Below are 14,531 nucleotides of genomic sequence, written 5' to 3' on the forward strand. Positions count from 1 at the left end.
TTACTTCCCCCTAACTGAGATTTAGTTAGGGGATTTTTTTTGGAGGTTGCTTGCCGCTATCAACTTCTATTCCCAAATCTGACAGCTTAAATCGCCCGATTTTTGGGAAAGACGCAGATTTTCACCGTAATCGACGGGAACATCGATCACCGCAGGGACATCTTGCCGGAAAGCCTCCTCTAGTATCGGGATCAAATCCTGAGTAGATTCCACCCGATAGCCTTTTAATCCCATACTTTCGGCAAATTTAACAAAATCGGGATTACCAAACTTAATAAAAGAAGAGGTGCCAAAATGGTTGAACTGCTTCCATTCGATTAAACCGTAACCGCCATCATTAAAGATGAGAGTGACGAAGGGAGTTCCCACCCGCAAAGCTGTCTCCAACTCCTGACAATTCATCATAAAACCGCCGTCCCCCGTCACCGCCACAACGCGCTTATCGGGATGAACTAACTTAGCGGCGATCGCACCAGGGATGGCAATACCCATAGCGGCGAAACCGTTAGAAATAATGCAAGTATTAGGACAATCGGAGTGATAATGGCGGGCCATCCACATTTTATGAGCGCCCACGTCACAAATAGCGATATCTTCCGGTCCCATTACCTGACGCAGATCGTAGATCAATTTTTGTGGCTTGATCGGAAAACCCGTATCATTGGCATAGGTTTCGTAATCGGCCCGAATTTCCGTCTTTAATGCTGCGGTGACAGGAGTTGGTTTATTCTGGCGATCAGCCCGTTTGAGGATATCGATGAGAGAATCGGTGATATCACCCACCACTTCCACCACCGGGGCATAACTGCTGTCAATTTCCGCCGGAGTCATGCCGATGTGAATAATCGGTAATTTCCCGTCTGGATTCCATTTTTTCGGGGAATACTCGATTAAATCGTAACCAACAGCAATAATTAAATCACTGCGATCAAAGGCACAACTAATCAAATCCCGTTGCTGTAATCCTACCGCCCAAAGAGCCAGAGGATGGGTATAGGGAATCACCCCCTTACCCATAAAAGTGTTAGCCACAGGGATATTCAAGGCCGTGGCGAATTCCGTTAAAGCCTCACTAGCATTAGCGCGAATTGCCCCATTTCCCGCCAAAATCAAGGGATTTTTCGCTTTAGAAATCACTGCCGCCGCCATATTCAAAGTCCGGTAGGAAGCGTAAACTTTTTCCTGACTATCGAGAGGCAAGGGATGACCATCAGCAGCCATAGCGGCGATATTTTCGGGAAGATCGATATGAACTGCCCCGGGTTTCTCACTTTGGGCGGTTTTAAAGGCTCTCCGTACCACTTCCGGGGTGATACCCGGCCGGACGATCTGTTTATTCCATTTCGTCACCGGGGCGAACATGGCCACCAGATCCAGGTATTGATGGGATTCAATGTGCATCCGATCGGTTCCCACCTGGCCGGTGATGGCCACCAAGGGCGCCCCATCGAGGTTAGCATCGGCTACCCCTGTCATCAGGTTAGTCGCCCCCGGTCCTAAGGTGGAGAGACAAACCCCCGCTTTTCCCGTCAAGCGTCCATAGACATCGGCCATAAAAGCGGCCCCCTGTTCGTGACGGGTGGTGATAAATTTGATCGAGGAGTTTTTCAGGGCTTCCAAAACATCGAGGTTTTCTTCCCCGGGTAGCCCAAAAATATACTCGACCCCTTCATTCTCTAGACATTTAACTAGAAGTTCGGCTGTGTTTAATTCCCCCATAATTCCCTCCTGTAGAACTTACTTCATCAGTGAAGTCTCCAGAGATAGTTCATCCCGGCGGATTGAGGTTGTTGCGCTCAACTCGTCGGGATGATATCAGTAGACTATATGTACCAATGTAGCTGAATAAAATTTTGTTTAAGTCTATCCATATATCATTGTGACTTAGATCTTGACCCTTGGCAGATTATTTATTAGCACAATGGGGGGATTTTTTTTTAGGCTGTTAATTCTTCGGCAGCGTGGGCCAGTTGGGCGGCGACTTTGGCTAAATAGGGACGACTTAACCACCAGATAAAGGGGGACAGCCAACCGCGCAGGGTGACAGAATAGGAAATATAACTACCACAGAGGGTTGATTCTACTTGGTAGGTCATTTTTTGTTCCATACCGGGGATAGCGAGAACTCTGAGGCTGAGGAGTTCCCCGGGGCGGACATTTTCCACGAAAACCCGGATAGGAATGGGAGTCAGACGGGTGACAGCTTGATAGATTAACCCTGGTTTAGCGATTAAACCCAAGGGAACATCAGCCTTGGCAATCAAAGGATGCCAAGAGACATCGGCCACATTGATTAATTTTTGCCAGAGGACATCGACGGGGGCGCTACTGACCACCCGATAGGTTTTGTAGAGTGAAAACTTACAGAATAGTCTGCCTTTGGCCGCTACAATCCTTAAGGAAAAATTGAGAATCACCGATTGCCTCCCGCAAAAATAATCTAGGGAATTTTCTATTGTAAAAAATAAATGGCTTCCCTGGACTGTGCGCTTTTGATAATTTTAAGATCCGGACGTAAGCTATGATCAGCCGTCGGCAGTCCGCAATCAACTTTTTTCTCCCCCCCCGATACTTTTTCCAGCTAATTAGTAAATATGAACTACTAAATTTATTGGTCACGACTACTTAGGGTCTGCTGAAAAAGTTTTTCGGTGGTGGCAAGGTGTGGCCCCCCTGCCCCCGACATCGGGGGCAGGGGTGGGTGGGGTTTTACCCATTTTCAGGGGGTCAATTACCTAATTTTTAGGGAAAAAGTCCCTGAATTTTCCCCCCAATCACTCCAATGGTCGGCACTTTTTGAGGGAAAAAAAGCCTAAAGATATTATCCAAGAAGGTTTTTAGATTTATTCAGCCAACCCTACTTAATTCTTATGGCAAACTGTTAACTGTTACCGTTGAATGGGACAAGACTGTGGATATTCGCTTAATCGTTGTCGATGTGGATGGAACGATCGCCGGTGATAACAATCAGGTTAATCCGGCTGTGGTGCAAGCTGTCTCGGCCGTCCAAAAAAAGGGGATTCCCGTCGCTATTGGCACTGGCAGGATGTACCGCTCGGCTTTACGTTTTCATCAACGCCTTAAATCGACTTTACCTTTAATTGCTTACAATGGCGCTTGGATTCAAGATCCTGTTTCCCAAGTTCACCATCGACATACCCCCATTTCCCCTGACTTGGCGATCGATCTTTTAGATTATCTCGAACAACCCCAATGGAAGGAGAAAATCTCCCTTAATTTTTATATGGACGATGTGCTTTATGTGCGGCAATTAAACGCGGAAACGGAATTCTATCGCCAGCGATCGGGTATTGTTGCCGAAGCAGTGGGAGATTTACGCAAAGTTGCCCACAAAACCACTAAAATCCTGGCCATGGGGGAAGATAAGCAATTTATCGCCGAGATTTGGCAGCATTTACAGCAACGCTATCAAAATCAAGATTTATACTTTACCCAATCGAGTCCGACTTTTTTTGAAGTTACCCACGTTGAGGCTACCAAGGGAAGCGCCACCCAATTTTTGGCCGAAGATATCCTAGGATTACAACCGCAAAACGTCATGGCGATCGGTGATAATTTTAATGATGTTTCTATGCTCACCTACGCGGGTGTCGGTGTTGCCATGGGTAATGCTCCCCAAGCCGTTAAGGATCAAGCTGATTGGGTTGCCCCCAGTGTAGACTTAAATGGGGTGGCCGCGGCCTTGGCAAAGTTTGTTTTAATTTGAGGAATGGGGGAATGGGGAAATGGGGGAATGGGGAAGTGGGGAATTTAAACTAAAACCCTAAAACCCTAACACCCCAACACCCCAACACCCTAACACCAATTCGCTTTTCACCGAGAAAATTATGACTATTAATACGCAAACTGTTACGATTTCTAACAAAGATATTGACATAGATGCCTATTTAGCCATTCCTGATCGAGTGGGAATTTATCCAGCAATTATCGTGATTCAGGAAATATTCGGCGTAAACGACCATATTCGCCATGTCACCCGCAGAATTGCCCAAGAAGGCTATATAGCGATCGCTCCTGCCATTTATCAGCGATTTGCTCCCGGTTTTGAAACGGGGTACAGTATGGCAGATATCGAAATCGGTCGTCAGTACAAGGAACAAACCAAAGCAGCCGAATTACTCAGCGATATCCAGGCCACCATCGATTATCTTTACAGTTTGCCACAGGTGCAAAAAACTGGTGTCGGCACGATCGGTTTTTGTTTTGGTGGTCATGTGGTTTATCTTGTCTCCACTCTAGAGGATATCAAAGTTACTGCCTCTTTTTACGGTGCAGGAATCACCACGGGAACCCCTGGGGGTGGCCAAGCGACAGTGAAGGTGACTCCCCAAATCAAAGGGACAATCTACGCATTTTTCGGGATGTTAGATGCCAGTATTCCTCAAAAGCAAGTGGATGAGATAGAACAGGCATTAACCCGTTATCAGATTCCTCATCGAGTTTTCCGCTATGAAAATACCGACCATGGCTTTTTCTGCGACCAAAGAGCTAGTTATAATGCTAAGGCGGCCAAATCTGCCTGGGATCATGTGCTAGAGTTATTTAGCCTTCTTAAATCTTAATGGTCTGACCCCTCAAGCTTCAGCTTACACTGGAAGCAGTTCGAAATCACATTTGTAACCATTCTATTTATCATGACACCGAACCCAGCCTTTTCCATGGACGATTTTGCCAAAGCTCTTGATCAATACGATTATCAATTTGAAAAAGGGCAAATCGTGCGAGGGAGAGTCGATCAACACACCTCCGATGGAGCATATATCGATATTGGCGGCAAATCCTCCGCTTTTATTTCTTTAAGGGAAATTTCCCTGGAAAATGTCACTTCCATTGCCGAAGCTTTACCCATAGGTGCAGAATTCGATTTTCTAATTACCCGTGGACAGGATGCGGAAGGACAAGTTACCCTTTCTCTGCGGCAATTATTACTACAAAAAGCTTGGGAAAATGTCAGGGAAATCTCTGAAAGTGGCAAGTCGGTGCAGCTGCGCGTCACGGGGGTGAATAAGGGAGGAGTGACGGGGGAAGTGGAGGGATTAAAAGGATTTATCCCTCGCTCCCATTTAATCGAAAAAAATGATTTAGATTCCCTGATCGGACAACTTTTAACCGCAACTTTTATTCAAATCGATCAAGAAAATAATAAGTTAGTTTTGTCTCAGCGAGAAATTGCTCGCGCTAACGCTATCAGTCAGTTAGCTGTGGGTAAATTATTAAGTGGCACTGTGGTTAAATTACAACCCTACGGTGTTTTTGTCGATTGCGGTGGAGTGACGGGATTACTCCATGCTAAACAGGTGACGGGGGCCTCTTTTAATTCTCCTATGACTTTCTTTAAAGTTGGTCAGGCAATTCAAGTGGTAGTCGCAGAAATTGACGAATATAAAAATCGCATTTCCCTATCTACAAAAATCCTGGAAGCGCACCCCGGCGAAATTCTCGAAAACTTTGCAGAAGTCATGGAAACAGCAGCAGAAAGATTACAACAAGCTCAGGGAAAAACAATGGACAGTTAAATCAGTTATCAGTTATCAGTTATCAGTTATCAGATGTGAGTTTTAAGTGGACAGTCTTAAGTAGGAAATTGCCGTTTTCTTTTCGCTGATTGCTGTTTTTTACTTTTTCCTTGATCAAGATGTTTCAAGAAAAGATGTTTCAAGATCGGATAGCAATTTTAGGGACTATGCACGGAAAAGAGCGGGTAATTGCACCGATTTTAGCGCAAGAAATAGGCCTTAAGGTGATTGTACCCGATAATTTTGATACCGATCGCTTTGGCACTTTTACCCGGGATATTAAGCGCATCGGGACACAAATTGAAACCGCTCGCAGGAAGGCACAAGAAGCGATCGAGCTTTCGGGATACGATATCGGAATTGCCAGTGAGGGTAGTTTTTATCCCTATCCTAACTTGCCGTTAGTTTCCTGTAATCGTGAATTGATTTTATTGCTCGATCGAGTCCATAATCTAGAAATAATTGGTCAAGCAATAGTCACGGAAACTAATCACGCTCACCAAACTGTCACTAATCTAGCAGCTGCTTTAGAATTTGCCGAAAAAATAGGGTTTCCTAGTCATGGTTTAGTGGTGATGTTTGATAAAAATTCTCTCGACTCCGAGCAGATTTTTAAGGGAATTACTGACCAGAAAAATTTCGTTAAAATTGTTGAAGATATTCTTGACAAAAACGGTAAAGTACACCTAGAAACCGATATGCGTGCTATGCACAATCCCACGCGGATGAAAGCGATTGCCGCTGCAACAGCAAATCTGGTTCAAAAACTCAATCAATTATGTCCTAATTGTGGTTGTCCGGGGTTTGATATTATCGAAAGAAAAGCGGGTTTACCCTGTGGTTTATGTCACTTTCCCACCTCTTTAATTAAACTGGAACTATACGGTTGTCAAAGGTGTGATTATCGAGAGGAAAAACTCTTTCCCAACGGTGAAAAAACCGCCGATCCGATGTATTGTGAATATTGTAATCCCTAAAGATAGCTTTTCTATGGAAAGAATTTTAGAACCAGAAGTGATGGATGATCGGGAAGAAGCGATCGAATATGATGCCATGGACTTCACGGAAGTTAATACTAATTTTGCTAAAGAAGCCGTACAATTGGCTGGCATTAATGCTAGGGTATTAGATGTAGGAACTGGTACCGCACGCATTCCGATTATGCTCAGTCAACTGCGTCCCCAATGGCAAATTATCGCTATTGATCTGGCCGATTCTATGTTAGAAATTGGTCAAAAAAATATCCTTAATGCTAACTGTCAAGAACAGATCAAATTGGAGAAAGTTGATGGAAAAAATCTTCCCTACCAATCCGAGCAATTTGATTTAGTTATTTCTAATAGTTTAATCCATCATCTCGAAAATCCTCTGCCTTTTTTACGGGAAATTAAGCGAGTTTTAAAACCCAATGGTGGCATTTTTTTAAGAGATTTATTCCGTCCCGATTCCGAGGAAATAATCCAGGGGATGGTGAGGGAAATCGGTCCCAATTTTTCTCTGCGACAAGCGCAACTATTTAAAGATTCTCTCCATGCCGCTTTTAACCTAGCAGAAATCGCCGATTTAATCCAGCAATCTGGATTAAAAAATGTTAAAATTTATCAGTCTTCCGAACGTCATTGGACAGCTATAAAAACCAGTAAAAATTAATCACTAAATCAGGTAAAATTAAGTTATGAAAGTTGGAATTTTGGGAACGGGATTAATGGGAACGCCAATGGTAGAAAGATTATTAAATCAGAAAATTCCTGTTATTGCCTATAATCGCACCTTAGAAAAATTAGCACCTTTACAGCAGTTAGGAGCCAAAACAGTTAGCTCTCCTGAACAAGTAATTCAAGAGGCAGATTGTCTGATTTTAATGTTAACCAATGCCGCCGCTATCCAAGAGGTTTTAGGATTAAATTCCGAGCAATCTAACTTCAATAATCGTACTATTATCCAGATGGGAACCATTGCTCCTTCTGAAAGTAAACAACTGCGAGATCAAATTGTGGCTAAAGGGGGAGAATATCTAGAAGCACCCGTGTTAGGAAGTATTCCCGAAGCTAAAAATGGCACTCTCTTAGTTATGGTGGGAGCAACGGAGAAACAGTTCCATCAATGGTCAAATTTATTAGCACATTTTGGTCAAGAACCGATGTTAATCGGGGAAGTGGGAACCGCTGCGGCGTTAAAATTAGCTTTAAATCAATTAATTGCCTCTCTAACCAGTGCTTTTGCTTTGAGTTTAGCTTTTTTATCCCAGCAAGGAGTAGATTTAGAAAAGTTCATGACTATCCTGCGTCAAAGTGCCTTATATGCGCCTACTTTTGACAAAAAATTAACCAGAATGTTAGAGAAAAATTATGCTAACCCTAACTTTCCCACTAAACATTTACTCAAAGATGTTAATCTCTTTTTAGAGGAATCGGAGAAGTTAGATTTAACCACTTTTCCCCTAACAGGAGTAGAGCGTCTTCTGGAAAAAGCTTTAGCAATGGGATTAGCAGAGCAAGATTATTCAGCTTTATACGAGGCGCTGAAAAAAGAATTATAAACCGCTTACCCACATCAAAAAGACTCTCTTTGGTTTGTGTAGGAAGAAAAACCGATAAAAGGCTTTAAATTTTCCTTAAGCTTTGTTGAGGTGGCCGGAAGAGGGGGTTAGAGTAAAAAGTGATGGAATTTTGGGCATATTCTCCTATGACGCTGACTGAATTTGGATTATTAGCGGGTTTACTTGTCCCCGGTATCCTGCTCTCGATTTTGGTGATGGTGAGTTTTGCCAAAGGGGGTTAAAAACTGATAGAGACACCGATGAAAGTGTCTCTGTCTTGGCTGAAGATTAATCTATTTTTGGTTTTTTGCCCAATTTAATTGATTCTGTAGCTAACAAAATTGATTCTAAATGATGGCGCTTCTCCACTTGACCGAGGAAATAACCCGTCATCATCGCTGAAGCGAGAAGATTCGCCAAATTCTCGCGGTCGGTGGTAATTTGTACTGCAAAATCCTCTGAGGGCAACACTCCCACCAATCCCCTGACATTTTGCGAGATAATATCTTTAATTTCGCTACTGACCGATTGGGCGATTCTCTCAAGGGTTTCAGGGTGCTGCTGCTGGAGATACTGCATCAGACCGTTATCATTTTGTTCTTCGGTTTCCCAGGGAAAAAAATCAGGATTAAAAGTCATCAGAACTCCCACGCTGTAGTGGTTATTGGATTTAGGTTAACAAATCGCTCTTCTTGATTGCCCGAAGTCCCCCCTATCTTCTTCAAGTTTAGCTCAGTGATCAGAAATATTTACCCATAATACACCCTCTCTCTCCTTATTCCTGATCGGTAGATTCCAGAATACCCTGTTCCCTAAGATTGTCAACCTCGAAATATTGATGAAATTTATCGGTTACTTCTAACCAGTAGGATCTACCTTCATTTTGCTTGCGTTTTCTCACAAATCCTCGTTCTACCAAGTCCTGAACCTGTTGATAGGCCGTACTGCCCCGTAAATTAATTAAATCCGCTTGCAAAATCGGTTCTTTGAGCGCAATCGCTGCTAAAGTGCGGAGAGTTCCTGTACCTAATTCGGCCGGGATCAGGTCTTCGATCAAATTCTGATAAGCTGACCGCAATTGTAAACTATAACCGAGGGGGGTTTCCACCACTTCCAAGGCACTATCCCGGTGAGCATAATCGGACATTAACTCGATCATGGCATCTTCTACCGTCAAGCGATCGCTGTTGGTCAACGTCACCATCTCGGTTAAGGGGACAGGCTGCCCTTTTAGGTAAAGTATCGCTTCTAGACGGGTAGCTAGTCTGATCTCCTGGTGGGCTTCCGCGCTCAATCTCGACTACCTAAGTTTAGACAATGATTTAATATTCTACTAGAAGACGAACGAGAAAATTATGGAAACTTTTTGGAGTCAGGTTTTAGACTTTTGTTATCAGGCTACCGGCCAGGTGAGCGATCGCCTACTAGCTGATTTTGGCAAATTACAGGCCACCAATAAAGCAGACGGGACTTTAGTGACGGCTGCCGACCGTTGGTCTGATGGCGAATTGCGATCGCTAATTGCTGGCACTTTCCGGGATCATGGAGTCCTAACCGAGGAAACTACCCATATTTTCCCGGATCAAGAATGGTGTTGGGTAGTGGATCCGATCGACGGCACGACTAATTTTACTCGCGGTATTCCCATCTGGGGCATTTCCCTAGGACTTCTCTACCGGGGGACTCCCGTGTTCGGATTTGTTTATCTCCCCTGCCTAAAACAGGCCTATTATGGCTATTGGTACGGTGAGACGGGTTTAACCGGTCCGCTAGGGGCCTACCGCGACGGTCAACCGATTCACACCAGCGACGATTTTCCCAGCAAAAATCATCTGTTCAATCTCTGCGCTCGCAGTACAGATATATTAAAAAATCCCTTTCCCTGCAAAGTGCGGATGATAGGAGTGGCTAGTTATAATCTGCTTTTGGTTGCCGATGGCACGGTGTTGGGAGGAGTGGAAGCAACCCCAAAAGTCTGGGATATTGCCGCGGTTTGGGCAATTCTACAGGCCGCTGGCGGAGTATTTATCTCTTTAGGAGAAAAGATTTTTCCCTTGCAGGTGGGGGAAAATTATAGCGATCGATCCTATCCCTGTTTAGCCGTGGCTCGATCGAATTTAGCGCCGGTTTTCTTGCCTCTGGTCGGTTTTCTCAAGGATGTTGCTTGAATGGAGAATTGCTCAGGTTAGAATAGCTGCATTTATTGGTTTTATCTCTATTTAGGGCTTGCTGAATAATGGTAAAACCCTTGTGGGTTAAGACTTTGAGAGTTTTTGTAAATCAAAAAGTACCAGATATGGGAGTGATCGGGGGGAAATTTAGGCACTTTTTGCCTGAAAATTAGGTAATTGACCCCCTAAAAATCGCTAAAACCCTACACCCCACACCCTACACCCCACACCCTGCCCCCACGAATTTATTTCATGAGTTTTGATACTTCCTCTCTCAGCGAACGCAACGATAAAGCCGAAGTCTATCAGCCAGTAATTATTCGCCTCGAAAATGTATCTAAAATCTACGGCAGTGGCGAAACCATGGTTAAAGCCCTTAATAACGTCAATTTAAGCCTAAAAAAAGGTGAATATTGCGCTATTATGGGGGCATCGGGTTCGGGAAAATCCACGGCCATGAATATTATCGGCTGTCTTGATCGTCCCACCTCGGGAGCTTATTATCTAGAAAATCTCGACGTTTCTACGCTGCCGGATGGGGATTTAGCTCAGATTCGCAATCGTAAAATCGGCTTTGTTTTCCAGCAATTCCATCTTTTACCCCAGATGAGTGCGCTGGAAAATGTCATGTTACCAATGATTTATGGTGGGGTTCCTCCCCAGGAAAGAAAGGAAAGAGCGATCGCTGCTTTAACGAAGGTAAAATTAGATAATCGACTGCACAATAAACCCAATCAATTATCGGGGGGACAACAGCAGCGCGTTGCTATTGCTAGGGCAATTGTCAATCAACCCATATTATTACTTGCTGATGAACCGACGGGGGCGCTAGACTCGAAAACTACCCAAGAGGTGATGGCTATTTTCTCGGAATTGAATAACAGTGGCATTACTATCGTCATGGTAACTCACGAGGCTGATGTGGCGCGTCACTCTCAGCGCATTATCTGGTTTAAGGATGGTGAAGTGGTTTATCCTAATCTCGCACCGACGGATTTACACGAGGTGATTGGGTAGGGTAGGGATTTTTCAGTTATCAGTGAAAAGAAAAGGCTCTCCCAGCTTTGGTGGGTAAAATGTATTCTAAGATACATTTCTCAAGAGCGAGGGGGTGGAACGAACCACAAAGACACAAAGGACACAAAGATCGATCGATCCTATGTCAATTAAACTTATCACACAGAACCTAGAAGAGCCAAGAAAACGGCAACTTCCTAATTAGATATCTGTTAGGGATTGGGAAGAAAACCAAAAAGTTTGGCTGCCCCTCCCAAAATGGCAACAACCAAAGCGATTAGAATCCCTCGATTGGTAAATTCCTGATTAGCGACTCTTGCAGTTAATCCTTTAATTTCTGTGGTTAGTCGCTCATCTAGGGCTTTAATCTCCCCTTTTAACTCCGATTGTCCTATCTCTAGCTTGTTAACATCCCTTTGTAGAGAGTCTATTTTCCCCTCAATCCTTGTTAGAACAGCTTCTAGGGAATAAGTCACGGTTTCGTTAGACATGAGCTAAACTCCTATATTTTGCTATGTTATAATCGCCTTATTTAGGGTTTGCCAGCGAGCAGAGAAAATCTGATACTGACGGTGATTATTGCCCCGATACCGGCACTAATTCCCCCAACAATTAGAGGTAAAATTAACCCCCGAAATCCCTGTAAGTCAGAAACAGACTTAACTAAAACAGATTGCTCGTTTTCTACTTTCTCTAATCTTTTATCGATGCCCTCAACCTTAAAGCCTAAGGCTTTAATCTCCCCTTTTAACTCTGATTGTCCTATTTCTAGCTTGTTAACATCCCTTTGTAGAGAGTCTATTTTTCCCTCAATCCTTGTTAGAGCAGCTTCTAGGGAATAAGTCACGGTTTCGTTAGACATGAGCTAAACTCCTATATTTTGCCATGTTGCGGTCTCGCGTAGCGAGCGCGTTGCGACCGCCTAATCTTCTGTGGGCGCGATTGCTCCAGTGGGGACTAATTCTAATAATTCTCCAGGCTGTACTCAGTAGCGATCGCATTAAAATAATCACACAATCAATTAAAAGTATAATAATACTAAATCCGTTGAGTAACGCACAGAAAACGGGTTTCTCCGAGAAACCCGTTTTCTACTCATGCACTCATGCACAAGAGGGAATAAATAATCATTCTTTAATAACCGGATTTAATATTAGTAAAAATTATCAATTGAATGTTAAGAAGTGCGGAAAGTGGGATTTAATACTGCTCACTTAAAACTCAAATCTGATAACTGGTAACTGGTAACTGATAACTGATAAATCCTTAGATTTCGGGGGCTTTTAGGGAATAAAGGTAGAAACTGGGGGTTTTTGCCTTTGCCTGTTGCACTAAACTGGGAACAGAATTACGCGCTAGGGCGGTTAATTTATTGGTAGTAGCATCGTAAATCGTCGTGGCCACTTTGGGATAGAGTCCAATGCCGATAATTGGCACTAATAGAGAAGCGATGATAAAGACTTCCCGGGGTTCCGCATCTACTAGGGCATGGTGTTCTTCTAATTCCTTATTTTCTGGCCCGTAGAGAATTTCTCGCAACATGGACAACAGATAAATCGGGGTGAGAATGACACCGATAGCCGCTAAAAAGACGATGATGACGCGGAAAGTGGGACTATAGGCATCACTGGTGGCAAAACCAATAAATACCATTAATTCCGCCACAAAACCGCTCATCCCGGGCAAAGCTAGGGAAGCGAGGGAACAGGTGGTCCACATAGCAAAAACTTTCTTCATTTTCTTGCCGACACCGCCCATCTCGTCTAACATCAGGGTATGGGTGCGATCGTAGGTACAACCGACCATAAAGAATAAACTCGCCCCAATCAGTCCGTGGGAAATCATCTGTAACATCGCCCCGCTTGTACCAATATCGGTAAAGGAAGCCATGCCAATCAGCACAAATCCCATGTGAGAGATGGAAGAATAGGCAATTTTGCGCTTAAGATTGCGTTGGGCAAAGGAAGTTAAGGCGGCGTAGATAATATTAACTACCCCTAAAATCACCAAAACGGGGGCGAAAACGGCGTGAGCATCGGGTAACATCCCCATATTCATCCGTAAGAGCGCATAACCACCCATTTTAAGCAAAATTCCCGCTAGTAACATATGGGCGGGGGCAGTGGCTTCGCCGTGGGCATCCGGCAGCCAAGTATGGAGGGGGAAAATCGGCAGTTTTACCCCGTAGGCAATCAGGAAACCGGCGTAGAGGAATAATTGCAGTTTCAGGGGGAAGTCTTTACCAGCAATAGTCACCATGTCAAAGGAGACGGTATCGCCATAAAAAGCCATCGTCAGCGCCGCTACAAGGATGAATAGGGAGCCTCCGGCGGTGTAAAGGATAAATTTGGTGGCCGCGTAGAGACGGCGTTTACCGCCCCAAATGGAGAGGATGAGATAGACGGGGACTAATTCTAATTCCCAGACGAGGAAGAACAGTAACAGATCCTGCACGGCAAACACTGCAATCTGTCCCCCGTACATCAACAGCATCAGGAAGTAGAATAGTTTCGGTTTAAAAGTGACCGGCCAAGCCGCTAAGATAGCCAGAGTGGTGATAAATCCCGTTAAGATAATCAGAGGCATGGAGAGGCCATCGGCTCCTAAGGACCATCTTAGGTCAATTTCGGGCAACCATTGGTAACTTTCCACTAATTGCAGATTGGGATTAGCGAAATCGTAACTGCTATAGAAAGCGTAGATAATTAGGGCAAAGTCGATTAATCCCACCGTCAGAGCAAACCATCTCACGGTTTTACCGTCTTTATCGGGAATTATGGGAACCAATAAAGCAGCGACGATGGGAAAAAGGATGATGGCAGTTAACCAAGGAAAGTTCGTTAGATTCATCGGCTGTTTTAAGTAGTTGGACAAAAGTAAAGTTAACTGTGGGGTAAGGAGTCAGGAGTCGGTCGTCAGGAGTCGGTCGTCAGTAAGAATTGCGGCAATTTACATTTCTTAAGATAGACAACAGAATTTATGTCCGACTTTTTAATATTTATTTAATCGTCAGAATCGAGAAATTAAGCTAAGGTCTTTTGACGGTTTTACTTAGCAAAACCGCCTTTTTTTCGCTTGTTCTCGCGGTTACATTTGACTGTACCTAACCCAATCTAGCAATTATTTTCCCGTCCTTGTCTGTTAATATTGTTAAGTTTCAAGAGACTTCTGGCCTAATTAATTTTTAAGAGTTCAAAAATGGGAAAAATAGCGATGAGGTTGCAGAAAATCTCTAAATAAGCAGGTAGGTGTTAAAAATTGTCGGCT

The 14,531-nt window shown here is 43.9% G+C and carries 15 protein-coding genes; 8 read left to right on the plus strand and 7 right to left on the minus strand.

Translation table 11 applies throughout. From position 1 onward, the window contains the following. Nucleotides 1-66: 66 nt before the first annotated feature. Both MICAI_RS10660 and MICAI_RS10665 read right to left on the minus strand, forming a co-directional pair. On the minus strand, nucleotides 67-1,719 hold the full coding sequence (locus MICAI_RS10660) for an acetolactate synthase large subunit (protein WP_008201498.1): 1,653 nt from the start codon (nucleotides 1,717-1,719) through the stop codon (nucleotides 67-69). A 218-nt stretch (nucleotides 1,720-1,937) separates the two neighbouring features. Beyond that, nucleotides 1,938-2,417 carry a hypothetical protein gene (locus tag MICAI_RS10665; protein WP_002782775.1) on the minus strand — a complete coding sequence of 160 codons (480 nt, stop codon included), beginning with the start codon at nucleotides 2,415-2,417 and terminating at the stop codon, nucleotides 1,938-1,940. A 494-nt stretch (nucleotides 2,418-2,911) separates the two neighbouring features. Between MICAI_RS10665 and MICAI_RS10670 the strand changes: the two genes are divergently transcribed. From MICAI_RS10670 to MICAI_RS10695, 6 genes are all read left to right on the plus strand, one after another. Beyond that, nucleotides 2,912-3,727 carry a Cof-type HAD-IIB family hydrolase gene (locus MICAI_RS10670; RefSeq protein ID WP_008201502.1) on the plus strand — a complete coding sequence of 272 codons (816 nt, stop codon included), beginning with the start codon at nucleotides 2,912-2,914 and terminating at the stop codon, nucleotides 3,725-3,727. Between the two features lie 121 nt (nucleotides 3,728-3,848). Beyond that, nucleotides 3,849-4,583: a dienelactone hydrolase family protein gene (locus tag MICAI_RS10675; protein ID WP_008201504.1), complete on the plus strand. Its 735-nt coding sequence runs from the start codon at nucleotides 3,849-3,851 to the stop codon at nucleotides 4,581-4,583. 96 nt (nucleotides 4,584-4,679) lie between these two features. After that, on the plus strand, nucleotides 4,680-5,537 hold the full coding sequence (locus MICAI_RS10680) for a S1 RNA-binding domain-containing protein (protein ID WP_008201506.1): 858 nt from the start codon (nucleotides 4,680-4,682) through the stop codon (nucleotides 5,535-5,537). Nucleotides 5,538-5,656: 119 nt separating this feature from the next. Next, nucleotides 5,657-6,514: a DUF6671 family protein gene (locus tag MICAI_RS10685; protein WP_008201508.1), complete on the plus strand. Its 858-nt coding sequence runs from the start codon at nucleotides 5,657-5,659 to the stop codon at nucleotides 6,512-6,514. Nucleotides 6,515-6,527: 13 nt separating this feature from the next. Then, entirely contained in the window at nucleotides 6,528-7,187 is a 660-nt protein-coding gene (locus MICAI_RS10690; protein ID WP_008201510.1) for a class I SAM-dependent methyltransferase, read from the plus strand. 25 nt (nucleotides 7,188-7,212) lie between these two features. After that, nucleotides 7,213-8,076 (plus strand): NAD(P)-dependent oxidoreductase, encoded by an 864-nt coding sequence (locus MICAI_RS10695; RefSeq protein ID WP_008201512.1) that lies wholly within the window; start codon nucleotides 7,213-7,215, stop codon nucleotides 8,074-8,076. Between the two features lie 288 nt (nucleotides 8,077-8,364). On the opposite strand, the gene MICAI_RS10700 is transcribed toward MICAI_RS10695, so the two are convergent. Both MICAI_RS10700 and scpB read right to left on the minus strand, forming a co-directional pair. Beyond that, nucleotides 8,365-8,715, minus strand: a complete 351-nt coding sequence (locus tag MICAI_RS10700) for a DUF760 domain-containing protein (RefSeq protein WP_008201515.1) — start codon at nucleotides 8,713-8,715, stop codon at nucleotides 8,365-8,367. Between the two features lie 136 nt (nucleotides 8,716-8,851). Continuing rightward, on the minus strand, nucleotides 8,852-9,370 hold the full coding sequence (scpB, locus tag MICAI_RS10705; protein ID WP_008201517.1) for an SMC-Scp complex subunit ScpB: 519 nt from the start codon (nucleotides 9,368-9,370) through the stop codon (nucleotides 8,852-8,854). Nucleotides 9,371-9,431: 61 nt separating this feature from the next. On the opposite strand from scpB, the gene MICAI_RS10710 reads away from it, so the two are divergent. Beyond that, nucleotides 9,432-10,244 (plus strand): inositol monophosphatase family protein, encoded by an 813-nt coding sequence (locus MICAI_RS10710; RefSeq protein WP_008201519.1) that lies wholly within the window; start codon nucleotides 9,432-9,434, stop codon nucleotides 10,242-10,244. A 255-nt stretch (nucleotides 10,245-10,499) separates the two neighbouring features. After that, complete coding sequence (locus MICAI_RS10715; protein WP_008201521.1) at nucleotides 10,500-11,264, plus strand: ABC transporter ATP-binding protein; 765 nt, start codon at nucleotides 10,500-10,502, stop codon at nucleotides 11,262-11,264. 212 nt (nucleotides 11,265-11,476) lie between these two features. Here the strand turns inward: MICAI_RS10715 and MICAI_RS10720 are convergent, their stop codons facing one another. The 3 genes from MICAI_RS10720 to ndhD1 form a co-directional block, all read right to left on the minus strand. Further along, nucleotides 11,477-11,755: a hypothetical protein gene (locus tag MICAI_RS10720; RefSeq protein ID WP_002735949.1), complete on the minus strand. Its 279-nt coding sequence runs from the start codon at nucleotides 11,753-11,755 to the stop codon at nucleotides 11,477-11,479. Nucleotides 11,756-11,796: 41 nt separating this feature from the next. Continuing rightward, the gene (locus MICAI_RS10725; protein WP_008201524.1) at nucleotides 11,797-12,126 is read right to left on the minus strand and encodes a hypothetical protein; all 330 of its coding nucleotides are present in this window, start codon (nucleotides 12,124-12,126) and stop codon (nucleotides 11,797-11,799) included. Nucleotides 12,127-12,530: 404 nt separating this feature from the next. Further along, the gene (gene ndhD1 / locus MICAI_RS10735; protein WP_008201529.1) at nucleotides 12,531-14,114 is read right to left on the minus strand and encodes a photosynthetic/respiratory NAD(P)H-quinone oxidoreductase subunit D1; all 1,584 of its coding nucleotides are present in this window, start codon (nucleotides 14,112-14,114) and stop codon (nucleotides 12,531-12,533) included. Nucleotides 14,115-14,531: the final 417 nt, after the last annotated feature.

It is taken from the genome of Microcystis sp. T1-4, assembly GCF_000297435.1.
In the GTDB taxonomy this organism is placed as follows: Bacteria; Cyanobacteriota; Cyanobacteriia; order Cyanobacteriales; family Microcystaceae; genus Microcystis.